Genomic DNA, 26,125 nt, shown 5'->3' with positions numbered 1-26,125 from the left:
GTTCTTCACTCCATACATTATATTATATACAGCTATTCTTCCTCTTTTATCAAATGGCATAGCTCCGGGTCGTTCTTAATCCGGGTTATCTCGTCCTCGACAATCTGCCGGACTTCCTGCCGGATGCGGTCATAGTTGGCTTGTATCTCCTCCTGCATCCGGTCGTTGCCGTCCTTGTCGGTGAAGTCGATTATCTGCGGCAGCTTCACGTAACGGGCGGTTTCCCGCTTCACCTTTTCATTGTCCACCACGATTTCGCAGTGGAAAATCTTCTGCTCTATCCGTTCATCGAAGTTGTCCGCCACAGCACCCACGAACATGCCTTGCGTGAGGTTGGATATTTTACTGGCGGGTATCAGGCTGTCCATTTGGGTACTTATAGAGGTGGACTTCTCCCGCTGGTTGATTGTCATGCTCTGCCGTTTCTGCAACACCTTTCCGAAACGCTCGGAAAGGATTTTTGCCGTTTCACCGACTACCTGACCGCTAAACACGTTGCCCACAGTATTTTGTATCACCCGGCTTTCCTTGTCCCCGTAGTCACGGGTAAGCTGGCTGTAATCCTGAAAGCCCAGCAGAACCGCCACCTTGTTGCTTCGGGCAGTAGCAATCAGGTTGTCAAGCCCACGAAAATAAATCGTTGGCAACTCGTCTATTATCACCGAACTTTTAAGCTGACCTTTCTTGTTTATCAGCTTCACGATACGGGAATTATATAAGCCCAGTGCTGCCGAGTAGATATTTTGGCGGTCGGGATTGTTGCCGACAACCAGTATTTTAGGCTCTTTCGGGTTGTTGATGTCGAGTGAAAAATCATCACCCGTCATTACCCAGTAAAGTGCCGGGCTTATCATCCTTGAAAGCGGGATTTTCGCACTGGCAATCTGCCCCTGCAACTGTTCAACTGCCGAACTTTCCCAAGCATCCACGAACGGGGAAAGATAGTTTTCCAGTTCGGGATAACTGCGTAAAATCGTGAAAACATCAGCGTATTTCTTATTTAGCAGTTCAATGGCATGGGGGAACGTGCAATACTTACCGCCTTGATAGATACGGAGATACCAAATTATAGCCGCCAAAAGAATAATCGGGCTTTCCACGAAGAAGTCGCCCTGCTTGCTTATCCAACTTCGATTGAGGTTAAGCATTATCGTGTAGCTTGCTTCATAGGCATCCGCAATGTCCGACATGAAACTGGCGTTTATCGGGTTGCATCGGTGGCTCTTGCGTGGGTCGTCAAAATTGATAATGTAGAATTTGGGCTTTACCTTATACCCGTCCAAGTGGTTAAGCAAATGATTATAAGCGATTTCCGATAAATCGGGAAACTTATAATCATAGCAGTAGAGCGCAAAACCTTTCTCGATTTGCTGTTTTATATAATTATTTACTACTGCGTATGACTTACCACTGCCCGGCGTTCCTAACACGATACTCGCACGAAAAACGTTTACAACGTTAATATAGCCGTTGTTCCACTTCTTCTTATAGTAGAACCGGGTAGGCAAGTTTACAGAGTATTCATTTTCGATAAGCCTTGTTTCCTGCTGGAAACTTTCGTTTTCCGTGTTAAAGACATCATCCATCAGGTTGTTCTTCAACAGCCGGGACATCCATGTACCCGCCATGAGCATACAGATATAGCCCGCCGACAGCGTGGCGATATAAAACACAGTGTCCGCCGTATGTGGCAGCGGAAGTTCCAGCAGCCACCAGTTCAGGAAAAACAACACGACACCCGCCACAAGACTGCAATGTATCTTCGTCCACGTTATCTTTTCCTCTTTCACTCCCTTAGTACCGATGCACGACAGGGCGAGGAACACCACCGAAAAAAGTTTTGTCCAAAGAACGGACGAGAACAGCCCGGTGGTACGCTGGAAGTTCCACAGTATCTTGTCTATCACCTCAAATGTCACTCCCCATTCTTTCAGGGTGGAGTAACAGAACCAGTACACGTTTATTCCCACGAATAGAATACTGATAGCCCGCATAAAGTCCATGACCCGTGCAAGCCCTCTCAAATCATCTTCCTGTTGCATGATTGTAATGTTTTTTAAGTTAGTCGATGCGCCTTGTGCGCTTCTTTTTCTTCTTTCTCTTTTGGCGGGCGGTGTCCTGCGGCTCGTCACCGCCTGATGCACCGCCGCCAAGCAATCCACCGAAAGCACCCAGCACCGAAGCCACACCCGGAACGATATCGGATTTCGGCGTGAAGCCCGGCTGTTCCTGATGCGTGGGCTGGTCTTGCTGTGGTGCTGACAATTCGGACTGGTGCATCTTTCCGGTTTCGCCCGAAAAACGTTCGTTGAACACGTTCGCCGAATACTCCTTGCCCAAGCGTGAACCGTTCAGCACCACCCGGTTGTCATGGTCGATGAACGTAACGCCATAGATGCGCCCGCTGTCATTCTGACGGAATACCACGTCAATGCCCTGCTTCTTTAGCTGCTGTTCCAGTTCCTTGCGGCTGTGGGCGGTCTGCATGGCAGTGGCTACAATCTTCCGGGTGCGCTCTTTCAGCTTGCCGTTCTTAATCAGCTCGCCCGATTTCTCCATTCTGCGCTGCACCGCTTCATAACCTACCGACTTGCCGATGCGGGAAGCCTTTACCGGGTTGCCCGCCTTTTCTCCCTTGTCGTTCATGGCGGAATAGACTATGCCCTGATAGGGCTTGCCGTTCACTTCACCCTTGACATCCTCGGCGCAGACGTTGTAAACGGCAAGCAAAGCCTTGTATTCCCCGAACGATTGGAAGCGGTAGCCGTAGCAAGCCGCTTTCACGGTGTTGCCGATTTGGTGCTTCACGTCCCCGGTGGCATAATCCACCTTTTTAAGTTCCGGACGTTCGGCACGTTCCTTTCGCTCTGCCGGGTGCAGGTTGTATTTCTTTTCCAGTTCACGGGTGATTTGCTTGCTGCGACGATGCTCGAACTTGTCATTCAGCGGTCTGCCGTTCTCGTCCACCCGCAACCCCACGATGTGGATATGGTGGCGGCCGATGTCGGTATGCTTGTACACCAAATAAGGCTGGTTGCCATAGCCCAACTTCTGCATATACTCTTTGGCTATGTCGGAAAGCTGCTGGTCGGTCAGCACGTCTTCCGGGTGCGGGTTTATGGAAATATGAAGTATCGGCTTCTTGGTGGATAGCTGGACGGGCATCTGCATTTCAAAGCTGCGCATACACTCGCCGATAGAGAAGTTCCCGTCCTCGCTCAACAGCATTTTGTTGGAAAAAAGCACCTTTGCTTCCTCGCTGTCCACCTTGTTTTGGTTGTACACCAGTGCGCCGAACATATTGCCGCCCGTGCTTATTTTGGCAACCATAGTTCCTTGCATTCATTGGTTAATGCAATAACTTGGCGGTTCAGTACCGCCAGTTCGGTGGTCGCTTTCTCCAGTTTATAGAGAAAAGCCAATGCCTTTTTCTCCGAAAAGTTGCCGTGTAACGCCTTTACGACTTGGTTGTAATTGACCGCAACCGCCCGGAACTGGGCGTAAAATTCGGTCAGCCGGGCGCAATATTCTACTGCCGATTTGTCCACTTTCACCACCCGGAACGGCTCGCCGAACAGCCGGGCGGCGATGAAACGGGACTTGCTCGTAACGCCCGACTGCTCCCACTGCGAGAGGAAGCGGGCGTTCTCCCGGTCGTTCAGGTAAAGGACATGGCGATGCTTCGCCGGGTCTGCGAGGGCGGGGCGACCGCCCTTGTTGGTTCTTCTTGTTTCCATGCTTCTTTGGATTAAAAAATTACGACTTCGGAGTGATTTTTACCCCCGCAAGGGGCAAGGCGTTTTCAGGCACGGAAAACGGTTTTGTATGCTACAAAACACACCTTGCTATTTTCTGACGAAAATCGAAATCCGTCACGGACGGATTGGGGTTAGCGTGGAACGGTAAGCCCAGCCATTCACCAGCCCGGTTTTACACCTGCGCCCCCGGCGGTTCGTTACTCCGCTGCAAAGTAACGGTGATTTATAATGCTGTAAAATAGGCGGTTGGTGGACAAAACGGGACAGCGCAGGACAAATCGGGACAAGGTTTTCAGGGGACGTTTTTTCTCCCTTTTTTTGCATCGGATTTCAAGATTGAAAGCAAGATTGAAAGAAATATTCCAATCAGGAAAGAATGATTGAAAGCAGGATTTCAATAAAACGTGATTGCAGGATTTCAATATTTCAAGAAAGAATGAAAGCTGGAAAACAAGATTGAAATAAAACAGTCTTTCAATATTTCAAGATTGCAATATGGAAACAAAGAAAGCTATATGGCTGGATTGATTGAAAGCAATAAATAAATCTATCAACCAATAATGAACGGAAGCAATATGGAAAACGAGAAAACACCCCTTTATGTCGCCTTTTCCACCCAAAAGGGCGGGGTCGGCAAAACCACCTTTACCGTGCTGGCGGCGAGTTACCTCTACTACCTCAAAGGCTACGATGTGGCGGTGGTCGATTGCGACTACCCGCAACACTCCATTGCCGGGATGCGAAAGCGGGATGCCGAGCAGGTCGGGGCGGATGAAGATTACAAGCGAATGGCGTATGAACAGTTCACCCGGCTGGGGAAGAAAGCCTACCCGGTATTGTGCAGTTCACCTGAAAAGGCGATTGCAACGGCTGACGAACATATAGCCGCCGGACACGTGCCGGATATAGTGTTTTTCGACCTGCCCGGCACGGTGAACAGCGAGGGCGTGATAAACTCCCTTGCGGGCATGGACTACATTTTCACCCCCATTTCCGCCGACAAGGTGGTGCTGGAAAGCAGCCTGTCGTTCGCAATGGCTATCCAAAAGCTATTAGTGAAGAATGAAGCCTGCCGACTTGCCGGGCTGTACCTCTTTTGGAACATGGTGGACGGTAGGGAGAAAACAGACCTTTACACCGCCTACGACAAGACCATTAAGGAACTGGAACTGCCGCTGATGAAAACCTTTATCCCCGATACCAAACGCTACAAAAAGGAACTGGTGGCGGATAAAAAGGCGGTGTTCCGCTCCACGCTCTTTCCCGCCAGCCGCCCGCTGGTAAGGGGAAGCAACTTGGAAGAACTGATAACCGAAATAGTGTACTACATCAAATTAAAATGATATGGCAAAGCAAAGCGGCGGGATGCCGAAGATAGACGAGGATTTCATGAAAGAGCTTATCTCGCAGGGTGTTCCCAGTAAAGAAGATAATAAACCGAATGATGCACCACATACCAATCTTGCATCACAAGTTACCCAAGAGGAACAGCAGACGGAAACGGTGCGGGTGGAGAAAACGACAAACCGCAAGCGCAAGGGCGGTTCGGGCGACTACCGGGAAACCTACTTTCAGAAAGTAGAACTGGCAGACCGACAGCCCTTGTACGTGAGCCGTACCACGCACGAAAAGCTGATGCGTATCGTGACAGTGATAGGCGGGCGCAAGGTGACGGTAAGCAGCTACGTGGAAAACATTCTGCTGCGACACTTCGAGCAGTACCAAGACGAGATAAACACCCTGTACGAAAGCAACTTCCAAAAGCCTGTCTGACTATGGTAATCTATTGCATACTTACCGGGCTTTTGGTGTACTATATTGCCCTATGGCTGTGGTATCGCTACACGGACAGCCGGACATCACCGGGCAGAACGGATGATGCGCCACTCCCACGAAACGGGGTTTCGGGCTACACGCTGATAGGTGAAAGCCGATACAAGGGCGGACTAATCGGGACAGCGCAGGACAAATCGGGACACATCCCGCAAGCGGCTGAAAATGATACTATTTTTGCGCCGCAGGCTGACGGACAGCCGGAAGAAAACATTCCGGAAGCAGCAGCCGAAGCGGAAGAAACGCCCGGTTACGAGAATGACGAACCCGACTACGAGGACGAGGAAATAGCCGGGTACATGGACGGTGACGATGATACCGGACGGGCTACGGGCGTGAGCTTCGATGAACTGGGCGAAGCGGTACGCACGGCGAACGCCGACAACCCAACCGAAGCGGAGAAACGGCAAACCGCCGGGACACTGGCAAGCATTGAGGGGACGAACCTCTACGATGCGGTGGTGGAGAACATCAACGGCGGGCTGGCAAAGGTGGCGGAACTGCTGGGACGCAACGAAGCGGAACTGGCTACGGCTGCTGTCCCTGCCGGAACTGGCGATACAAGCGAGGAACACGAAGCGTTCGACATGAACGATTTCCTATAATATAATAATGTATAAGCCTGACAGCATGAAACAACGGGATTACGGTTGATTGGCAACCTGAAAACCAAACAGACAAACGGGACTATCCCCGACCACTAAAATTTCAAATTATTCACCAGCCGGGAAAGGCGGACTATCCACCCGCCGCCCGGCATTAAAAACAAATCACAATGAGAAAGAAAATCTTCTTGTCGGCGGCTATACTTGCCGCCGTGGTAAGTGCCTACGCACAAGGAAACGGGCAGGCGGGCATCACCGAAGCCACGAACCTAATCACCGGGTATTTTGACCCCGGAACAAAACTGGTGTACGCAATCGGGGCGGTCTGCGGCTTGATTGGCGGGGTAAAAGTATATAACAAGTTTTCAAGCGGCGACCCCGACACCTCAAAGACCGCCGCCAGTTGGTTCGGGGCGTGCATCTTCCTGATTGTCGCCGCCACTATCCTACGTTCGTTCTTCCTCTAAAAAGGCGGCAATGTCTGAATATCCGGTAAACAGGGGTATCGGGAAGCCGGTGGAGTTCAAGGGGCTGAAAAGCCAGTACCTCTTTATCTTTTGCGGCGGCTTGCTCGCTGTCTTCGTGGTGTTCATCGTCCTGTTCATGGCAGGCGTGAACCAGTGGCTATGTATCGGTTTCATCGTGTCGGCTTCGCTGCTGCTCGTGTGGCAGACGTTCCGGCTCAACGCCAAGTACGGCACGCACGGGCTGATGAAAGCTGCCGCACGCAAAAGACACCCACGCTTCATTATCAGCCGAAAGGCGATACCCCGGCTGTTCAACTACAAAAGAAGAAAGGAAGAAAGAACATGAGGAATATGTTAAAGGCTACCACGCTGGAAAGGAAATTTCCCCTTTTGGCGGTGGAGAACGGCTGCATCATTTCAAAGGATGCGGACATAACGGTGGCTTTCAGGGTGGAACTGCCCGAACTGTTCACCGTCACCAGTGCCGAGTACGAAACCATACATTCGGCGTGGTACAAGGCGGTCAAGGTGCTGCCCGACTACTCCATAGTACACAAGCAGGACTTCTTCATCAAGGAGAACTACCAGCCCGACACCGAAAGGGACGAGCTTAGTTTTTTAAGCCGCTCCTTTGAACGGCACTTCAATGAACGCCCGTTCCTGAACCATTACTGCTACCTGTTCCTGACGAAAACGACAAGGGAGAGAAGCCGCCGACAGAGCGACTTCTCCACCCTCTGCCGGGGCAGGATTGTACCGCAGGAGATAGCCGACAAGGAAGCGGCGGCAAAGTTCATCGAAGCGGTCGGGCAGTTTGAAAGGATTATGAACGACAGCGGGTTTGTCACCCTTACCCGGCTGGCGGCATCGGAAATCACCGGGCAGGACGGAAAGGCGGGCATCATCGAGAAATACTTCTCGCTCTCGCAAACCGACACTACTTGCCTGAAAGACATCGGGCTGTACCCGGAAGAAATGCGGGTCGGGGACGATATACTGTGCCTGCACACGCTTTCGGACGTGGAAGATTTGCCCGGAAAGGTCGGGACGGACTGCCGATTTGAGAAGCTGTCCACAGACAGAAGCGATTGCAGGTTAAGTTTTGCCGCCCCGGTGGGCGTACTGTTGTCGTGTAACCACGTCTATAACCAGTTCATCTTCATAGACGACCACGCCGAAAACCTGAAGAACTTCGAGCAGACCGCCCGGAATATGCAATCGCTCTCCCGCTACTCCCGTGCCAACCAAGTGAACAAGGAGTGGATAGACGAGTACCTGAACGAAGCGCATAGCAAGGGGCTTATCTCGGTGCGCTGCCACTGCAACGTCATGGCATGGAGCAATGACCGGGAAGAACTCAAACGCATACGCAACGATGTGGGAAGCCAGCTTGCACTAATGGAGTGCAAGCCACGCCACAACACCACCGACACGCCCACGCTCTTTTGGGCGGGCATACCCGGCAACGAAGCCGACTTCCCCGCAGAGGAAAGTTTCTACACGTTCTTGGGGCAGGCTCTCTGCCTGTTCGTGGAAGAAACGAACTACAAGAGTTCGCTTTCGCCGTTCGGCATCAAAATGGTGGACAGGGTAAGCGGTCGCCCGCTGCACATCGACATATCGGATTTGCCCATGAAGAAAGGCATCACGACCAACAGAAACAAGTTCATACTTGGGCCGAGCGGGTCGGGTAAGTCCTTCTTTACCAACCACATGGTGCGCCAGTATTACGAGCAGGGTGCGCACGTGCTGCTGGTCGATACGGGTAACAGTTACTTGGGGCTGTCCCAGCTTATCCACAACCGCACGCACGGCGAGGACGGGATTTATTTCACCTACACCAACGAGAACCCGATAGCGTTCAACCCGTTCTATGTCGAGGACGGGGTATTTGACATCGAGAAAAAAGAGAGCATCAAGACCCTGATACTCACCCTGTGGAAGCGGGATGATGAAGCCCCCAAACGGTCGGAAGAAGTGGCGTTGTCAAACGCCGTGAGTGCCTATATCGAACTGATAGGCAAAGACCGTTCGGTAACGCCCTGCTTCAACACGTTCTACGAGTTTGTCCGGGATGATTACCGCCGACAGCTTGAACAGAAGAACGTCAGGGAAAAGGATTTTGACATTGACAATTTCCTGAACGTGCTTGAACCGTACTATCGTGGCGGTGAGTACGACTACCTGCTGAACTCCGACAAGGAGCTGGATTTGCTGCATAAACGCTTCATTGTCTTTGAATTGGATAATATCAAAGACCACAAGATTTTATTCCCGGTAACGACTATCATCATCATGGAAGCCTTTATAAACAAAATGCGCAAGTTAAAGGGGATAAGGAAGTTAATACTAATTGAAGAAGCGTGGAAAGCGATTGCATCGGCGAACATGGCGGACTATATCCGCTACCTCTACAAAACAGTCCGAAAATATTTCGGGGAAGCGATTGTAGTCACGCAAGAGATTGAGGATATTATTTCTTCCCCTATCGTGAAAGAGAGTATCATCAATAACTCGGACTGCAAGATTTTGTTAGACCAGCGAAAATATCTCAACAAGTTTGACAGCATACAGAACCTCTTGGGACTGACCGACAAGGAGCGTTCGCAGATATTGTCTATCAACATGGCGAACCACCCCGGACGGAAGTACAAGGAAGTGTTCTTCTCGCTGGGCGGCACACAATCGGCGGTATATGCCACGGAAGTTTCATTGGAAGAATATTACACGTACACGACCGAGGAAAGCGAGAAAATGGAACTGTTCGCCCTCGCCGACAAGCTGGGAGGCAACCTTGAACTGGCTATCAAGCGGCTTGCAGAAAGCAAAAGAAATCCCCAATCATCAACAACTTAAAAATTAGGAACATGAAATGGATTGACAATCTGATATACACGCTATTGTCCGCCTGCCTGCTGGCGGGCTGCGAGGACAGCGGAAGCAAGGAGCTGGAAAGGATGCAGGGCTATTGGGTACACGTCAGGGGACACCCGGCTTTCACACTCTCGGAAACGGGCGGCAGATACACCGTCACCCGGAAAGCGAATGTCAGGGGCAGAATACTGGAAACGGCTTACCCGGTAACAGAACGGAACGGCTGCCTGTTCATCGAAACGGGCTTCCGCATACAGTTCACCTATGACAAAAAGACCGACCGGATAACGCTCATGCCCGGCGGCGAATACAAACGAGTTACAAACCCTGAAAACAAAAGATAATGAAAAGAACAATTCTCCTTATGGCGGTATGCCTTTGCTTCATCGGCAAGGCATCCGCACAGTGGGTGGTGTCAGACCCCGGCAACTTGGCGCAGGGCATCATCAACACCACCAAGCAGATAGTGCAGACTTCCACCACTGCCAAGAACACGCTGGACGGCTTCATGGAAGCGCAGAAGATTTTCCAGCAGGGTAAAAAATATTACGATGCGCTCAAAGCGGTACACGATGTTGTCAAGGGCGGCATCAAGGTGAAGAAGTCCATTGAGCTGGTGGCGGAAATATCCGAAATCTACGTGCGAAACTATCAGAACATGCTGGCAGACCCGAACTACACGCCGGATGAACTCACCGCCATTTCAGCCGGGTACGCCAAGCTGCTCTCCGAAAGTGCGGACGTGTTGCAGGACTTGAAGAATGTAGTGAACGTGACGGGCATGTCGCTGACGGATGCCGAAAGGCTGGCGGTAATCAACAACGCCTATAAAAGCCTGCTCAACTACCGCAACCTCGTGAACTACTACACCCGAAAGAACATATCCGTGTCCTACCTGCGGGCGAAGAAGAAGAACGACACCGACCGGGTGCTGGCTCTCTACGGCTCGGCGGATGAACGCTACTGGTAACATATAAATCGGTATGCCTATGTTATTAGCAGCGGTGGATTTTGACAACCTGCACCAAGTGTTGCGGGTGCTGTACGATGAAATGATGCCCTTGTGCAGCAACATGACGGGGGTAGCCAAAGGGATAGCCGGGCTGGGAGCTTTGTTCTATGTAGCCGCCAAAGTGTGGCAGTCGCTCGCACGTGCCGAACCCATAGACGTGTACCCGCTCCTGCGTCCCTTTGCGCTGGGGCTGTGCATCATGTTCTTTCCCACGTTCGTGCTGGGCACTATCAACACGGTATTGTCGCCAGTGGTAAAAGGGTGCAACCAGCTTATGGAAACGCAGACTTTCGACATGAACGAGTACCGGGCGCAGAAAGACCGACTGGAATATGAAGCCCTGATGCGAAGCCCCGAAACGGCTTACCTCGCATCGGACGAGGAATTTGACCGACAACTGGAAGAACTGGGCTGGTCGCCCTCCGACATGGTGACTATGACGGGCATGTACATGGACAGGACGGCTTATAATATAAAGAAGTCCGTCCGGGACTGGTTCAGGGAGTTATTGGAAATGCTCTTTCAGGCGGCGGGGCTGATTATAGACACGCTGCGCACGTTCTTCCTAATCGTGTTAAGCATACTGGGTCCGCTGGCGTTTGCGATTTCCGTCTATGACGGTTTCCAAAGCACGCTGACCCGGTGGATTTCACGCTATATCTCCATTTACCTGTGGCTGCCCGTGTCGGACTTGTTCAGCAGCGTGCTGGCACGCATACAAACCCTGATGCTCCAAAAAGACATCGAGCAGCTTTCAGACCCGGATTTCATCCCGGACGGGAGCAGCACCGTGTATATAATCTTTATGATTATCGGCATCGTGGGCTACTTCACCATTCCAACGGTGGCAAGCTGGATAGTGTCGGCTGGCGGTACGTCTGCCTATAACCGCAACGTGGCACGGGCTGGTTCAATCGCCGGGGCTGCGGTCGGTGCGGCAAGCGGGAAAGTAACCGGGAAACTACTCAAATAACCAACATCAATATTTAGTATATGGAATTTAAGTCATTAACGAACATCGAAACGAGTTTCCGGCAAATCAGGCTCTTTGCGCTGGTATTCATCTGCCTGTGCGCACTGGTGACGGGCTTTGCCGTGTGGAACTCGTACAGCTTCGCCGAAAAGCAGCGGCAGAAGATATACGTCCTCGACAACGGCAAAAGCCTGATGCTGGCACTCTCGCAGGACATGGCGCAGAACAGACCCGTGGAAGCGAAGTCGCACGTGCGGCGTTTCCACGAACTTTTCTTCACCTTATCACCCGAAAAGGGGGCTATCGAAAGCAACATCAAACGCTCGTTGTTTCTCGCCGACAAGACCGCTTTCAACTATTACAAGGACTTGGCGGAAAAGGGCTACTACAACCGGGTGATTTCCGGAAACGTTACGCAGACGGTGGAGATTGACAGCGTGAAGTGCGACTTCGACCAGTACCCCTACAAGGTGAACACGTATGCCCGCCAGTTGATTGTCCGGGAAAGCAGCCTGACAGTGCGAAGCCTTGTGACCTCGTGCCGGTTGCTTAACGCCACACGAAGCGACAACAACCCGCACGGCTTCATCATCGAAGCGTTCACCATTACCGAGAACAAGGATTTGCAGACCATTAAAAGATAGCCTTATGGAGAGAAAACGAAACCACATCGAAAAGGTGCGGGACTGGGCGGACGACCGCCTGCGCCGAATGTGCGGACGGATTACGCCGGGCAAAAGGCTGGCGGTTATCCTCCTGATGTTCTTCTTTTTCGGCGGCTTGTCTATCTACATCACCGTTTCATCAATCTACAATATCGGGAAACGGGACGGGCAAAGGCTGCAAATAGAACACATCAGACAACTGCCGTTGCACGGCAATGACACAACCCAAAGTATCAACCCGTTAAACAGACCGCAATATGGAAGAAGTACAGAAGAATGAGAACGGCACGACCGCACCGCAGGCGGACGGGAAGCCGAAAAAGGAAAATAAGCCCAAACGGGAACTTACCCCGCAGCAGGTGCAGCAGCGCAGGAAAATGATAGTCTTCCCGCTGATGTTCCTTGCCTTTGCAGGGTGCATGTACCTGATATTCGCACCCTCCGGCAAAGAGGACGTGAATGTGGAAAGCGTGGGCGGCTTCAATGCCGACATACCCCTGCCCGCAGAGGACGGGATTATAGCCGACAAGCAAAAGGCTTACGAGCAGGCGGTGACAAACCGCAAACAGCAGGACAAGATACAATCCTTGCAGGACTTCGGTTTCACGCTGGATGATGATACGGAAGAACCACAAGAGGAAATCAACCTGCTGCCGGAAGAAGATCCGAAGCCACAAAGGGGCGGCGGTGCTTCTTCACGGGCGGCTTACCGGGACATCAACCGCCAGTTAAGCACGTTCTACGAAACGCCCCCTGTGGACGAGGAAAAAGAGGAATTGAAACGGCAGGTGGCGGAACTGACCGACCGACTGAAACAGCAGCAGAACGCCACGCCTACGGCTGACGACCAAATGGCACTCTTGGAAAAGTCCTACGAGCTGGCGGCAAAGTACATGAACGGGCAGGACGGACAAAGGGGGCAGATTGCCCAAATACCGACAGCCGGGCAGAACGGCGGCGGTATCGGCACTCCGGCTATTCCGGTGCAGGCTATCCGGGAAACGACCGTTTCGGGATTGCAGCAGCCCATGAGCGATGCCGACTTCATCCGGGCTTACAGCCAGCCACGAAACTACGGCTTCAACACGGCGGTAGGCACGGGGTACGCTATGGGAAAGAACACGGTAGCCGCCTGCATACACCAAGACCAAACGCTGGTGGACGGGCAGGCGGTGAAACTGCGGCTGCTCGAACCCATGCAGGCGGGAAATATCGTTGTGCCGAAGAATACCCTTGTGGCGGGGACGGCAAAGGTGCAGGGCGAACGGCTCGACATACTGGTGTCCTCGATTGAGTACGCTGGCAACATCATCCCGGTGGAACTCGCCGTGTTCGACACGGACGGGCAAAAGGGGCTTTCCGTCCCGTCCTCTATGGAGCAGGAAGCGTTCAACGAAGCTATGGCGAATATCGGAAGCGGGCTGGGTACAAGCATTTCCTTTGCCCAAAGTGCCGGGCAGCAGGTGGCTATGGACGTGACAAGGGGATTGCTGCAAGGAACGTCCGGCTACCTCGCCAAGAAGTTCCGAACCGTGAAAGTGAAGCTGAAAGCAGGCTATAAAGTCATGCTGTATGCCAAACAACAATAACCATTTTATCAACCGTTAAAATTTCAATTAGCAATGAAACAGATTTTTGGATTGTTCGCCCTCTTGCTGGGCGTGTGTGCGGCAAACGCACAAACCGCTGACACCGTGAAGTATGCGGCTGGCAACGACTTGTACCGGGGGATTACCCGGAAACTCCCGTACCGCCAAATGGTTACGCCCTACGGCGTGGAAGTGACCTTTGCCAAGACGGTGCATATCATCTTCCCCGCCGCCGTCCGCTATGTCGATTTGGGAAGCAACCACATCATAGCGGGCAAGGCGGACGGTGCGGAGAACGTAATCAGGGTGAAAGCCACGACAGAGGGCTTTCCGGGAGAAACGAACTTCTCCGTTATCTGCGAGGACGGCAGTTTCTTTTCGTTCAACGCCAAGTACGCCCGTGAACCGGAAATGCTCAACATCGAAATGAAGGACTTCTTGGAGAATGAAGATACGTCCGACTTCTCGCATACCCGGATGAACATCCATTTCCGGGAACTGGGGAATGAAAGCCCGCTATTAGTGAAGCTGATAATGCAGAGCATCTACAAGAACAATGACCGGAAAGTGCGCCACTTGGGTAGCAAGCGTTTCGGCATACAGTTCTTAATCAAGGGGATTTACACCTATAACGGGATGCTCTACGTGCACACGCAGACAAAGAACAGTTCCAACGTGCCTTTCGACACGGACTTCATCAGGTTTAAGATAACCGATAAGAAAGTGCCCAAACGCACGGCTATTCAGGAAACGGTACTGGATGCGGTACGCAGCTACAACGAGGTGATAGAGATTGCCGGGAAATCGACCGTGCGCACGGTGTACGCCCTGCCGAAGTTTACCATTCCTGACGACAAGCTGCTGGTCGTGGAACTCTACGAGAAGAACGGCGGGCGGCATCAGACCATACGGGTGGAAAACGCCGACATCGTGAACGCAGAAGTGATTGACGAACTAAAAATCAAATAGGGAATGAAAAGACACATCTTTATAATGATGCTCTTTGCGCTGTGCCTGACCTCGTTTCAGGCACACGCACAAAGATACCTGCCGGGCATGAAAGGCTTGCAGGTCACGGCGGGCATGACGGACGGGGTGCATTGGAACGCTGGCAGTGATTTCGCCTACCACATCGGGGCGGCGTACAGCGTTTACACCAAGAACGCCAACCGCTGGGTGATTGGCGGCGAATACCTGCACAAGAAGTATGACTACAAGGATATGCAGATACCCGTAGAACAGTTCACCGCAGAGGGCGGCTATTACCTGAAATTCCTATCGGACAGACGAAAGACCTTTTTCCTTTCATTGGGCTTGTCGGCTCTCGCCGGGTACGAAACAAGCAACCGAAGCGAAAAGCTGCTGCCGGACGGCTCTACCTTGCTGGATAAGGACTGCTTCATTTACGGCGGTGCGCTGACGCTGGAACTGGAAACCTACCTGACCGACCGGGTGGCTCTGCTGTTGAACGCAAGGGAACGGGCGTTGTTCGGCTCGGACATAGGCAAGTTCCACACGCAGGTATCTTTGGGACTGAAATTCATTATCAACTGACCGCTATATAATAATGTATATGAAGAATGTAATGTATAAAATCATCATGGGCTGCTACATCGTGGCCGCCCTCGTGCTTGTCACCGCCTGTAATGACAACTTGGATATTCAGCAGGCGTACCCGTTCAGCATCGAAACACTGCCAGTACCCAAAAGGCTGAAAGTCGGGGAAACCGCCGAAATACGCTGCCGACTGGTGCGTGGCGGCTATTACCAGCCGACTACCTATCAGATACGGTATTTCCAGCCGGACGGCAAAGGAAAGCTGGAAATGGATAACGGCACGGTGTTCCTGCCCAACGACCTTTACCCGCTGGAGAAAGAAACGTTCAGGCTCTACTACACCTCGGCATCGACCGACCAGCAGACGATTGACATTTATATCATCGATAGCTTCGGGCAGATGCAGCAACTTACACTATCATTCAATAATGACAACAGCGAAGAAGGAACGGAAACAATAACCCCCTAATAACAAAACGACATGGTAAAAATAGAATTGGATATAGAAGGCATCTCGTGGTACATAGAAACCACGTTGGAAACAGATACAGTTCCGGCAGTAGGTGACATCATCATTGTGGACAAGGACTGTATTTCCGAACGTGACAGTGCTGAATTATGGAAAACGCCGTCCAATCAGGTTTTCAAATGGGCGGACGAAGAAGATGATGCGCCCGTAATGGTATGGTTCGATTGCGAAACGGAAATGCTTGTCAATAAACGGACATGGAAATATGACATCGAGGAAGAAGAAACCGTGTGCATACTTGGTGTAAAATTTATTCACTATGAGGATTTATAGTTGCGACATCCGTTTTTATCATCCTCTTGGGAAACCGGGTATGGAATGATACGCAAAGCGTAAATATCGGGCAGACAGCCCGCCGGGAAGCATCGGCGGGCTGTTTCCATGATAGGGAAAACGAAAGGCTTCTTTGTTACTTTCTTCACCCGCTGGCAGGCTCACGGAAGAAAGTAACGGCGGCAAGCAGCCGCCGTCCTCTATCAACTGGTTTTAAGGCTCTTTATGGACGTGTATTTCTCTAACCACACCTTTACCTGCTCCATGTTATATTCGCCCGTGATGGTTGCCGTATGGTCGTCTATGGCTACAAACCGGACACTTTCATAGCTGTTTACCCAGCCTTGCAGGGAACAGACGCCCCACGTGTCTACATCTTCAAAAACACTGCGGTCTATCCGGCTGATTGGCTCGCCGAAAACTACCGTCATTATCTGAAAGTCCGGTTTGTCCTCCAACAGTTGCAAATGGTGCAGCGTGCCGAACTCGTCAATTTTGCGCCCCCACGCCCACACATCATTATACAAATCATCGCCCCACTGGTGCGGGTGGTCGAAACGGACTTTTACCTCTATGGTGTGTTCGTTTTCTTCTGTGTCCTCGATAACGCCCGTTACCATTAAGCCCGTAAAAATACACTCGCAACGCCTGCCGATAAGCTCCTTGTTTACTTCTGTCGTTTTCATGTCCCTGAAATTTACTTGTTTATTACTCCGTTCTTCTTCGCTACCCATTCGTCACGCCTGCGGCGGCACTCGTCCAGCGTTTTGGCTACCGTGCTGAAAAGTTCGCCGTCCGTGTGGCGGTAGTCATATTGATAATAAATTTGTCCCCTGAAAGCCCCTAAACGGCATTTCACGAACTTTTCTTCTCCCGGTGTTTGGGTGATGCTTACCCCGTTTTTGTTAAGTGACTGCATGATGTCTTATTTTTTATGGTTATAAACTTGGTTGTTTTAAGCGGGCAGGGCTTTGACACCCCGCCCGGATTGGTTGTTATGCCGCACGGAACACAAAGCCGTCATCAAACCAGTAATCGCACATGAACAGGTCACGGGCAAACTGTTTGTAATCGAAATAGGTCTTTGCGAACTCCGGCAGGTCGTAACATTCCTCTACAATTTCATAGGCGAAATCTTCTTCATCGTCATATTCCCCTTGATATTCATCCCGGAAATCACGTACAAGGTCGTCCGCATCTTCCTCGCCCAAATCATGGCTTTTATAGTTGCACCACACGAAAAAGGCTTCCTGCTCGGTGTCGCTCAAATCCTCCACCGCATCACGCAGGGCGAAGAAGTTTTCAGAAATCCAGCTTTCGTCGATTAAGCCCTCCGGCACGTTCTCCCAGTCCTGAAACATGTATTCCGCATCTTCCTCGTCCTTGTGAAGTTCCCGGCAGGCTTCATAAAATTCTTCCTTGTCCGAATAGTCCGAAAGGTCGAGCCATGCGCCGGACAATGAACCGTTGTTGTACTTGGCATAAGTGCCTACATAAACTTTTGCTTCCGATAATACCTTTGCTTCCATATTGCTGCAATTTTTTAAGTTTTTAATTTTATGCGGATTTGAGAGGTGAGGGAGTTGAAGTTTCACTGAACTTTTTTCCTGTTTCCCGTAAATCCGACTTTTTTTTTATGCGTCTTCCGGTCGGGTCGGTCGTTTTCGTTTCACATAGGCGTAAAAGGGTAGTGTTTAGAGTTTGCAAGGTTTTGGGCAAAAAATACCTCGCAAGGCAGGGAAGATTTTTTCGCCAAACCGAAACGGCTCGACCTTGCAAAATCGTGAAGAACACGTAACTACCTTTGCCTATTGAAATGATTAAAACGACTGTCCCGGCTGGGGGACTGCGTAAGAGGAAGATTTACAGATAGGGAAACAGGGGAAAAGTGCCTGTTCTCTTTCATCTTTTAGGGAACACTCCATGCGGGCGGGAAAGGCAAGGGTGTTGTGAGCTTGCTTGCAATACGCTTGTGCGGGTTTCCAACGGCTCTTTTCACGGAATACAGTCAGCCATGCCACGCACGGCTGGCGTTTCGGGGAATGTGCCAGTTGGAAAAGGATATAAAAAATGCGGGTAGTCGGTGGACTGCCCGCAAGGTGGAAGAATGTACTTCATTGGGATATAGTTTGTTAGGCGGAATTTCGTTACCGAAATCGTTACCTATTCGTTTTTGTCACGGTTATAGGTAACGAAACCTACCGGACGGCGTTCTTTCTGTTGTTTCGACTGGCTCAAAAGCTGGGTAAGGGCTTGGTACAGTTCGTTGAACTGCGCATCGGTGCTTACCTCCAGTTCCTCGATGCGCCTTGACAGTTCCTCGTAACCGATTGCCATTTGGCGCATGAGGACGAAAGCCCGCATGATTGAAATGTTTACTTCTATGGCTACCTTGGAGCGGAGAACCGAAGAAAGCATGGCTACGCCCTGCTCGGTGAAAGCCATAGGCATAGCAACGCCGAAGTTGTAATCAGGGGGTATCACATTTTGTGATACCCCTATGGATAACAGCAAGTTAGCTTCCTCTTGGGTGAGTACAAACATAAAATCACCCGGAAAACGCTCGATATTGCGCTTGACCGCCTGCTTCAAGGCTCGTGTTTCCACTTGGTAGAGTTCTGCCAAATGATAATCGAGCATCACCCGGCAACCTCTGACCTCAAAAATCTTGTTTTGGATAATCTGCAAATCCATAATCGTATATTTTAGGAGATTTAGCAATGTTGGAATAATAGCAAGGACTGGTCACAATTTGTGACCAGTTCCCAATAATCAAGATTACATGGCGACTTCCTTGTAAATTTTCTCGATGCCGACAAACTTCTTGTCAAGCCCCTGCATATCGCTGCCTATCTTGCTGTTGGTGATGCGGGCGTAGATTTGTGTCGTTTCTATGTTTGTGTGTCCCAGCATCTTGGACACCGTTTCAATGGGTACGCCCTTTGACAGCGTGGTGGTCGTGGCGAACGTGTGCCGGGCAAGGTGGAATGTCAGGTTCTTTTTAATACCGCATATATCGGCAATCTCTTTCAGGTAGGCGTTTAGCTTCTGATTGCTGATTACGGGAAGTATCTTCCCGTCCGGCAACTTGCCCTTGTACTTCTTCAAAATCATCTTGGGAATATCCAGCAGGGGAACATTCACGTCCGTATTCGTCTTTTGCCGCTTGGTGATTATCCAAAGGTTGCCGTCAAAGGACTTTTGGATATTCTCCTGCCGCAAGTTGGCGACATCGCTGTAAGCCAAACCGCAGAAACAGGAAAAGACGAACAAGTCCCTGACGTGTTCCAGCCGCTCGGAAACCATTTTCTTTTTAAGGATGAGTTTTATCTCGTCCTCTGTCAGATAACCCCTGTCCACTTTTTCCAGCCGGATTTTATAGCTGGCGAACGGGTCGCCCACCAGTATGCCGTTGTTACGGGCAATGATGATGATACGCTTGAAGAACTGCATGAACTTGGCGGTGGTGTTGTAGCCGCACTTACAGGCGGTACGCAAATACAACTCAAAATCGGTAATGAACATCGGGCTTATCTCCTTTATGGATATGTCCGATACATTGTACTTGCTTTGGATAAATTCAGCGAGGTGGCGGCGGGTCACTTCATACTTGCGGTAGGTCGCTATCGTCTTGGATATGCCCACAAGCTGCTTCACATCGTCATTGTGCTTTTGGAACAATGAAAGGATTGTTTCGTGGCTCTCACTGTGTCCCAAGAACTCGTTTTTCACTTTCTCGGCGGTCACGTAGTTGTCACGCCGCTGCATTTCGTGGTAAATGGTATTCAGGGAAGAACGTATGTCGTCCAAAAGGGCGTTTATCCTCCCGGCATCCCTGCCTTTGGCTTTGCCCGCAGCAATGCTCCAGTTGTCGGGCTGGATGCTCTGTTTCGTACTGAACTGGCAAAGTTTGCCGTCTATGGTGATGCGTGCCATAATCATAACCTCGCCGTTTTTCTTTTCAGAACCTTTCTTCAAATAAAAAAGAACCTTGAATGTCGATTTCATAACTCAAAATTTTTAGTTGCAAAATTAGTTTTTACCTCTCGTTTTCGAGTTATGCAGACTATGGACTAATATAGTCATTATCAGGTCATTTATGGACAAATCGTTACCGTTTTTGTCCGGCAGGGAATAGGTAACGATTTAGTAACGAAACTTTGTCTTTTACCGTACTTTTGAAGTCTTGGAAGCAGGACTTTCGGGCAATAAAAAAAGCCACAAATCATTGATTTGTAGCTTTTTGTCCGTTTGCTGACCATTTCTGTCCAGCACGTTCAGCGGAGAGACGGGGATTCGAACCCCGGGTACCTCGCAGTACAACGGTTTTCAAGACCGCCGCAATCGACCACTCTGCCACCTCTCCAAAACTACTTTTCAATAGTGCTTTTCTCTTAAAGCGCTGCAAAGGTACGAATCATTTTCAAATCTGCAAACGTTTCGGCATTTTTTTCGCGAAATAATCGTATTTTTGCGGCACATTTCAACTTAAAGCGTTATACAGATAAATAAGACAGTACATGATATATCCCCAGAATTTTGAGCAAAAAATAGGATTCGACCAGATCAGACAATTATTAAAGGACAAATGTCTCAGTACGTTGGGAGAAGAGAGAGTATCGGAAATGAACTTCTCCGATCAATTTGAAACTGTTGAAGAACTGCTGAACCAAGTCACAGAGTTTGTCCGCATCATACAAGAAGAAGATAACTTCCCGGATCAGTTTTTCTTCGATATCCGTCCATCATTAAAACGGGTACGGGTAGAAGGCATGTACATGGACGAACAGGAACTGTTCGACTTGCGGCGTTCATTAGAGACAATCCGCGACATCGTACGTTTTCTGCAACGGAACGAGGAAGAAGAATCCGACCACCCTTACCCCAGCCTGAAAAGACTCGCAGGAGATATTGCCGTATTCCCGCAACTTATCACCAAGATAGACGGCATTCTGGACAAATACGGTAAAATCAAGGACAACGCCTCAACCGAACTGTCACGCATCCGCCGGGAATTGGCTAATACGATGGGGAGTATTTCACGCTCGCTGAACAGCATCCTGCGTAACGCTCAATCGGACGGATATGTGGATAAAGACGTTACTCCGACCATGCGCGACGGTCGATTGGTAATTCCGGTTGCCCCGGGGCTGAAACGCAAAATCAAAGGTATCGTCCATGATGAATCAGCCAGTGGTAAAACTGTATTCATCGAACCGGCAGAAGTGGTAGAAGCCAACAACCGCATCCGCGAACTGGAGGGAGACGAGCGTCGCGAGATCATCCGTATCCTGACCACATTTTCCAATACATTGCGTCCTTCCATTCCGGAGATACTCCAATCGTACGAATTTCTGGCCGAAATCGATTTCATTCGCGCCAAAAGTTACTTTGCCATTCAAACCAGCAGCATCAAGCCCAGTCTGGAAAACGAACAATTACTGGATTGGACCATGGCTGTTCATCCACTGCTGCAATTATCCCTTGCCAAGCACGGAAAAAAGGTAGTTCCCCTGGATATAGAACTGAGTACCAAACAGCGCATCCTCATTATATCCGGCCCTAATGCCGGAGGTAAATCAGTCTGCCTGAAAACCGTCGGACTGCTGCAATACATGTTACAATGCGGTATGCTGGTACCCATGCACGAACGCAGCCACGCTGGTCTGTTCGGCAGCATCTTCATCGATATAGGCGACGAACAATCCATTGAAGACGACTTGAGCACTTACTCTTCCCACCTGACGAACATGAAGATCATGATGAAGAGTTGCAATGAACGCAGCCTGATTCTGATCGATGAATTCGGAGGCGGTACAGAACCCCAGATTGGCGGGGCCATTGCAGAAGCTGTTCTGAAACGATTCAACATAAAGCATACTTTCGGCGTTATTACTACACACTACCAAAATCTGAAGCACTTTGCAGAAGACCATGAAGGTGTGGTAAACGGAGCTATGCTCTACGACCGCCACTTGATGCAGGCACTGTTCCAACTTCAAATCGGTAATCCCGGAAGTTCTTTCGCAGTAGAGATAGCCCGGAAAATCGGTTTACCGGAAGATGTCATTGCCGATGCTTCCGAAATAGTGGGAAGCGAGTACATCAATGCTGACAAATACTTGCAGGACATTGTGCGGGACAAGCGTTATTGGGAAGGCAAACGCCAGACCATCCGTCAACGTGAAAGACAGATGGAAGAAACCATCGCCCGTTATCAATCGGAAATGGAAGAGTTGCAAAAGTCGAGAAAGGAAATCATCCGCCAGGCCAAAGAAGAAGCCGAACGGTTATTGCAAGAATCGAACGCACGTATCGAGAACACCATACGTACCATTAAAGAGGCACAGGCTGAAAAAGAAAAGACACGCCTCGTCCGTCAGGAACTGGCAGAGTTCCGCGAGTCGATGGACAGCCTGACTTCCAAAGAACAGGAGGACAAGATAGCCCGAAAGATGGAAAAGCTGAAAGAAAAGCAAAACCGGAAGAAAGAAAAAAAGCAGAATGTTCCGAAAGAACAACAAGCTGCACAGCAAACTCCCCAAGTAGCTCCCATCACCGAAGGGTGTCCGGTACACATCAAAGGGCAGAGTTCTGTCGGAGAAGTGCTTGAGATCAACGGAAAGAATGCAGTCGTAGCTTTCGGCAGTATCAAAACAACCGTAAAGCTGGAACGGTTGGAACGAAGCAATGCAACTCCTCAGAAACAGGAGCCTGCTAAAAGTACTTTTGTCAGCAACCAGACCCAGGACAGCATGTACGAGAAGAAGCTGAACTTCAAGCAAGATATCGATGTGCGGGGAATGCGGGGGGACGAAGCCTTACAGGCTGTTACCTATTTTGTGGATGACGCCATCCTGGTCGGTATGAGCCGGGTACGTATTCTGCATGGAACCGGAACGGGAATTTTGCGTACCCTAATCCGCCAATATCTGCAAACCGTACCGGGTATCCGTCACTTCGCCGACGAGCATGTCCAATTTGGGGGAGCAGGTATCACGGTAGTCGATTTGGCATAAAAGAACAAAGAATATGAAGAATAACCTGTTAAGTGAAAGATTAGTTTATACCGGTGAGAGCCAGACTCCCACTCACCTGCATTTGTGTACCTACAATGCCCTCGAAATGCAAGAAGTATCGGGCACCGATTTCCAGGCTGTAGCCAATGCGCTCAACCACGAAGAAATCAACTGGCTGCAGATACACGGGCTTCAGAATACCGAGCTCATCCGCGAAATATGCAGCCACTTCGAAATAGACTTTCTTACCCTTCAGGATATTCTGAATGCCGAACATCCCACAAAGATAGAAGAGCATGACAAGTATACGGTACTGATCATGAAAATATTCCGCTTCAACAACAGAGAAGAAACAAGCCCCGAAGATGAGATGGATGAATTGGAACAGCAACAGGTGTGTATCATACAAGGGAGCAACTTTCTGCTTACCTTTCTGGAAAATGAAACCGACTTCTTCGATGACGTTACCTCCGCCCTGCACAATGACGTACTGAAAATCCGGAGCCGGCAAAGTGACTACCTGCTCAGTGTTTTGCTGAACAGCGTGATGGGAAACTACATTTCCACCGTATCCACCATCGACGACTCGCTGGAAGACCTGGAAGAAGAACTACTCACCATCAGTGACGGAAACGACATCGGCATCCAGATACAGGCACTCCGCCGGCAATATATGCTGATGAAAAAAGCCATTCTTCCGTTAAAAGAACAATACGTCAAACTGTTGAGGGCGGAAAACTCCCTGATGCACAAAGTGAACCGTGCCTTCTTCAATGATGTCAACGACCATCTGCAATTCGTATTGCAAACAATCGAAATATGCCGGGAAACGTTATCGTCTTTGGTAGACCTTTATATATCGAACAATGATCTGCGGATGAACGACATCATGAAGCGGCTCACCATTGTTTCTACCATCTTCATCCCGTTGACTTTTCTTGTCGGTGTATGGGGAATGAACTTCAAGATTATGCCCGAATTGGACTGGCGGTATGGATATGTATACGCCTGGATATTGATGATATTGGTAGGCGCAGCCGTATACTGGTTTTTCCGTAAGAAGAAATGGTATTAAGTTACCAAAAATCTTGAAAAAACAATTACCTTTGCGCAACAACCTAATTAGCTAATATGAAATCAATAAAAGAACTCTATCGCATTGGAACCGGGCCTTCGAGCAGCCACACCATGGGGCCTCGCAAGGCAGCAGAAATGTTCCTCACCCGACATCCTGAAGCAGCATCGTTCAAAGTAACCCTCTACGGAAGCCTGGCAGCGACAGGAAAAGGGCACATGACGGATGTAGCCATCATCGACACATTGGAACCGACAGCACCGGTAGATCTTATATGGCAACCTAAAATATTTCTACCTTTCCACCCCAACGGAATGAACTTCATTGCGCTCGACGCTGATGGCAACGAACTTGAAAACTGGACCGTTTACAGCGTTGGCGGAGGTGCATTGGCCGAAGACAACAAACAAGCTTCCATTGAAAGCCCGGAAGTATATGGCATGAACAGCATGACCGAAATTCTGGATTGGTGCGAACACACCGGAAAGAGTTACTGGGAATACGTGAAAGAATGCGAAGATCCCGATATATGGGACTACCTGAGAGAAGTATGGAATACGATGAAAGAGTCCGTCCAGCGTGGTCTTGAACAAGAGGGAGTACTGCCCGGCCCGTTGAACCTGAGACGCAAAGCCTCCACATATTATATTCGGGCCACCGGATACAAAGCTTCCCTGCAATCCCGCGGACTGGTTTTTGCCTATGCACTTGCCGTAAGTGAAGAAAATGCCTCGGGAGGTAAAATCGTAACGGCACCAACCTGCGGCTCATGCGGAGTAATGCCTGCCGTTCTCTATCATCTTGCCAAGAGCCGTGATTTCAGTGAGATGCGCATTCTTCGCGCACTGGCAACGGCCGGACTAATTGGCAACATCGTTAAGCAGAACGCTTCCATATCCGGAGCGGAAGTAGGTTGCCAGGGAGAAGTAGGCGTGGCATGCGCAATGGCTTCGGCCGCAGCCAACCAATTGTTCGGAGGCAGTCCTGCGCAAATTGAATATGCCGCCGAAATGGGTCTGGAACATCACTTGGGCATGACCTGCGACCCAGTATGCGGATTAGTACAAATCCCCTGTATCGAACGGAACGCATACGCAGCCGCACGTGCACTGGACGCCAATCTATACTCGTCATTCACCGACGGAATACATCGCGTCTCTTTCGACAAGGTAATACAGGTAATGAAACAAACCGGGCACGACCTCCCTTCACTTTATAAAGAAACAAGCGAAGGCGGACTGGCAAAGGATTACAAGCCGATGTAAAAGGCCATTCTCCATAAAGCGCAAGAGGGTGTGCATGACTCACCACAGATTGCACATCCTCTTGTTTTTACTATTCACGTGCCTCGGTCGGCAGATTTAACCTTTAAGTTCTGGGCCAGTGAGTATCGTCACCGTTGGTCACATCTTTTTCGTGGAGCAAACCGCCACCTTCCGAAAAGTATAAATCAATCTTCTTACCCTGTTCCACGGTTACCACAAATTCCGTATAAGGTTCATTCGGGTATTCCAGTATCGCTACATCATCCACCACCCAATTGCTGTAACTCGACTCCATAAAAGCCGTCAGCACTGCCGGGGGCAGATTATTGATGCTGTTCAACTCGGTTTCCGTCATCAGCCAGGTGGCGTTGGCATCAAACCATACTTCCTTTTCTCTGCCGTCAGCCTGACAATCGGCTACGTAATAAACACCCTTCTGCTCCCACTTAATGGCAGTAGCATTGGGATAAAGCTTCTTCAGTGCATCCTGAATGGCCTGGCTCGGCGGAAGATATCCTGTATCGTCATCATCACCACACGAACTGAAAGCAAACACTACCGACAGCAGCATAGCTGCCAACAAACTAAATTTCAACGATTTCATAATCAAGGTCTTTTTTTAACAGGTTTA

Annotated in this window: 28 protein-coding genes and 1 tRNA gene; 19 read left to right on the top strand and 10 right to left on the bottom strand. The window is 50.1% G+C overall.

The genetic code is table 11. The features are described 5' to 3' along the window. Positions 1–32: 32 nt before the first annotated feature. From mobC to mobA, 3 genes are read right to left on the bottom strand one after another with little or no spacing between them, the layout of a single operon-like run. Positions 33–2,042, bottom strand: a complete 2,010-nt coding sequence (mobC, locus tag R3O62_RS10480; RefSeq protein WP_032588330.1) for a conjugal transfer protein MobC — start codon at positions 2,040–2,042, stop codon at positions 33–35. A gap of 19 nt (positions 2,043–2,061) precedes the next feature. Further along, positions 2,062–3,330 carry a conjugal transfer protein MobB gene (gene mobB, locus R3O62_RS10475; RefSeq protein ID WP_118023849.1) on the bottom strand — a complete coding sequence of 423 codons (1,269 nt, stop codon included), beginning with the start codon at positions 3,328–3,330 and terminating at the stop codon, positions 2,062–2,064. Beyond that, complete coding sequence (mobA, locus tag R3O62_RS10470) at positions 3,315–3,737, bottom strand: conjugal transfer protein MobA (RefSeq protein ID WP_118023850.1); 423 nt, start codon at positions 3,735–3,737, stop codon at positions 3,315–3,317. The genes mobB and mobA overlap by 16 nt, the downstream gene beginning before the upstream one ends. A 581-nt stretch (positions 3,738–4,318) precedes the next feature. Here mobA and R3O62_RS10465 point away from each other — a divergent pair. The 16 genes from R3O62_RS10465 to R3O62_RS10390 all read left to right on the top strand — a co-directional run bounded on the left by R3O62_RS10465 (position 4,319) and on the right by R3O62_RS10390 (position 16,135). Continuing rightward, on the top strand, positions 4,319–5,101 hold the full coding sequence (locus tag R3O62_RS10465; protein WP_007845733.1) for a ParA family protein: 783 nt from the start codon (positions 4,319–4,321) through the stop codon (positions 5,099–5,101). 1 nt (position 5,102) lies between these two features. Beyond that, on the top strand, positions 5,103–5,531 hold the full coding sequence (locus R3O62_RS10460) for a DUF3408 domain-containing protein (RefSeq protein ID WP_007845734.1): 429 nt from the start codon (positions 5,103–5,105) through the stop codon (positions 5,529–5,531). A gap of 2 nt (positions 5,532–5,533) precedes the next feature. Then, positions 5,534–6,196, top strand: coding sequence for a hypothetical protein (locus tag R3O62_RS10455; protein ID WP_007845735.1), 663 nt, complete (start codon positions 5,534–5,536; stop codon positions 6,194–6,196). 170 nt (positions 6,197–6,366) lie between these two features. Beyond that, positions 6,367–6,663, top strand: a complete 297-nt coding sequence (locus R3O62_RS10450; RefSeq protein ID WP_004308755.1) for a DUF4134 domain-containing protein — start codon at positions 6,367–6,369, stop codon at positions 6,661–6,663. Between the two features lie 10 nt (positions 6,664–6,673). Beyond that, on the top strand, positions 6,674–7,009 hold the full coding sequence (locus R3O62_RS10445) for a DUF4133 domain-containing protein (RefSeq protein ID WP_007845738.1): 336 nt from the start codon (positions 6,674–6,676) through the stop codon (positions 7,007–7,009). Continuing rightward, a complete protein-coding gene (locus R3O62_RS10440) occupies positions 7,006–9,519 on the top strand; it encodes a TraG family conjugative transposon ATPase (protein WP_175353865.1) in 2,514 nt (837 codons plus the stop codon). The genes R3O62_RS10445 and R3O62_RS10440 overlap by 4 nt, the downstream gene beginning before the upstream one ends. Before the next feature lie 11 nt (positions 9,520–9,530). After that, positions 9,531–9,881, top strand: a complete 351-nt coding sequence (locus R3O62_RS10435; RefSeq protein ID WP_004326111.1) for a DUF3876 domain-containing protein — start codon at positions 9,531–9,533, stop codon at positions 9,879–9,881. Beyond that, complete coding sequence (locus tag R3O62_RS10430; protein WP_008648479.1) at positions 9,881–10,507, top strand: DUF4141 domain-containing protein; 627 nt, start codon at positions 9,881–9,883, stop codon at positions 10,505–10,507. Before R3O62_RS10435 ends, R3O62_RS10430 begins: the two co-directional genes overlap by 1 nt. A 19-nt stretch (positions 10,508–10,526) precedes the next feature. Then, on the top strand, positions 10,527–11,522 hold the full coding sequence (gene traJ, locus R3O62_RS10425) for a conjugative transposon protein TraJ (RefSeq protein WP_007845741.1): 996 nt from the start codon (positions 10,527–10,529) through the stop codon (positions 11,520–11,522). Between the two features lie 20 nt (positions 11,523–11,542). After that, positions 11,543–12,166 (top strand): conjugative transposon protein TraK, encoded by a 624-nt coding sequence (traK, locus tag R3O62_RS10420; RefSeq protein ID WP_004308760.1) that lies wholly within the window; start codon positions 11,543–11,545, stop codon positions 12,164–12,166. A gap of 4 nt (positions 12,167–12,170) precedes the next feature. Then, positions 12,171–12,467, top strand: a complete 297-nt coding sequence (locus tag R3O62_RS10415) for a TraL conjugative transposon family protein (RefSeq protein WP_007845742.1) — start codon at positions 12,171–12,173, stop codon at positions 12,465–12,467. Next, positions 12,445–13,776 (top strand): conjugative transposon protein TraM, encoded by a 1,332-nt coding sequence (gene traM, locus R3O62_RS10410; RefSeq protein WP_117887853.1) that lies wholly within the window; start codon positions 12,445–12,447, stop codon positions 13,774–13,776. Before R3O62_RS10415 ends, traM begins: the two co-directional genes overlap by 23 nt. Before the next feature lie 33 nt (positions 13,777–13,809). Next, positions 13,810–14,745, top strand: a complete 936-nt coding sequence (gene traN / locus R3O62_RS10405; protein ID WP_053398660.1) for a conjugative transposon protein TraN — start codon at positions 13,810–13,812, stop codon at positions 14,743–14,745. A gap of 3 nt (positions 14,746–14,748) precedes the next feature. Then, positions 14,749–15,330 (top strand): conjugal transfer protein TraO, encoded by a 582-nt coding sequence (locus R3O62_RS10400; protein ID WP_007845747.1) that lies wholly within the window; start codon positions 14,749–14,751, stop codon positions 15,328–15,330. 13 nt (positions 15,331–15,343) lie between these two features. Further along, on the top strand, positions 15,344–15,802 hold the full coding sequence (locus R3O62_RS10395) for a DUF3872 domain-containing protein (protein ID WP_004329653.1): 459 nt from the start codon (positions 15,344–15,346) through the stop codon (positions 15,800–15,802). 12 nt (positions 15,803–15,814) lie between these two features. Further along, positions 15,815–16,135: a hypothetical protein gene (locus R3O62_RS10390; protein ID WP_004308767.1), complete on the top strand. Its 321-nt coding sequence runs from the start codon at positions 15,815–15,817 to the stop codon at positions 16,133–16,135. Positions 16,136–16,338: 203 nt separating this feature from the next. Here R3O62_RS10390 and R3O62_RS10385 read toward each other — a convergent pair whose 3' ends face one another. From R3O62_RS10385 to R3O62_RS10360, 6 genes are all read right to left on the bottom strand, one after another. After that, positions 16,339–16,821, bottom strand: a complete 483-nt coding sequence (locus tag R3O62_RS10385; protein WP_070782463.1) for a DUF7258 domain-containing protein — start codon at positions 16,819–16,821, stop codon at positions 16,339–16,341. 11 nt (positions 16,822–16,832) lie between these two features. Beyond that, positions 16,833–17,054, bottom strand: a complete 222-nt coding sequence (locus tag R3O62_RS10380) for a DUF3873 domain-containing protein (RefSeq protein ID WP_005924228.1) — start codon at positions 17,052–17,054, stop codon at positions 16,833–16,835. A gap of 76 nt (positions 17,055–17,130) precedes the next feature. Continuing rightward, the gene (locus R3O62_RS10375) at positions 17,131–17,664 is read right to left on the bottom strand and encodes an antirestriction protein ArdA (RefSeq protein WP_004329650.1); all 534 of its coding nucleotides are present in this window, start codon (positions 17,662–17,664) and stop codon (positions 17,131–17,133) included. Positions 17,665–18,298: 634 nt separating this feature from the next. After that, complete coding sequence (locus R3O62_RS10370) at positions 18,299–18,829, bottom strand: ORF6N domain-containing protein (RefSeq protein ID WP_005924231.1); 531 nt, start codon at positions 18,827–18,829, stop codon at positions 18,299–18,301. Positions 18,830–18,913: 84 nt separating this feature from the next. Beyond that, on the bottom strand, positions 18,914–20,143 hold the full coding sequence (locus R3O62_RS10365) for a site-specific integrase (protein WP_007845754.1): 1,230 nt from the start codon (positions 20,141–20,143) through the stop codon (positions 18,914–18,916). 273 nt (positions 20,144–20,416) lie between these two features. Next, positions 20,417–20,501 (bottom strand) — tRNA-Ser (locus R3O62_RS10360). A gap of 154 nt (positions 20,502–20,655) precedes the next feature. Here R3O62_RS10360 and R3O62_RS10355 point away from each other — a divergent pair. Genes R3O62_RS10355 through R3O62_RS10345 form a run of 3 tightly spaced genes read left to right on the top strand, consistent with a single transcriptional unit; the run spans position 20,656 to position 25,494 of the window. After that, entirely contained in the window at positions 20,656–23,154 is a 2,499-nt protein-coding gene (locus R3O62_RS10355) for an endonuclease MutS2 (protein ID WP_269110106.1), read from the top strand. 13 nt (positions 23,155–23,167) lie between these two features. Next, complete coding sequence (gene corA, locus R3O62_RS10350; RefSeq protein WP_186993132.1) at positions 23,168–24,229, top strand: magnesium/cobalt transporter CorA; 1,062 nt, start codon at positions 23,168–23,170, stop codon at positions 24,227–24,229. Between the two features lie 56 nt (positions 24,230–24,285). Beyond that, positions 24,286–25,494, top strand: coding sequence for an L-serine ammonia-lyase (locus R3O62_RS10345; protein WP_005775976.1), 1,209 nt, complete (start codon positions 24,286–24,288; stop codon positions 25,492–25,494). Positions 25,495–25,597: 103 nt separating this feature from the next. Here the strand turns inward: R3O62_RS10345 and R3O62_RS10340 are convergent, their stop codons facing one another. Then, on the bottom strand, positions 25,598–26,098 hold the full coding sequence (locus tag R3O62_RS10340; protein WP_317472743.1) for a PepSY-like domain-containing protein: 501 nt from the start codon (positions 26,096–26,098) through the stop codon (positions 25,598–25,600). Positions 26,099–26,125 lie beyond the last annotated feature (27 nt).

The sequence above is a fragment of the Bacteroides hominis genome, from assembly GCF_033042785.2.
In the GTDB taxonomy this organism is placed as follows: domain Bacteria; phylum Bacteroidota; class Bacteroidia; order Bacteroidales; family Bacteroidaceae; genus Bacteroides; species Bacteroides hominis.
The sequence above is the reverse complement of the archived record's forward strand: the minus strand, read 5'-3'. Positions and strand labels throughout refer to the sequence as shown.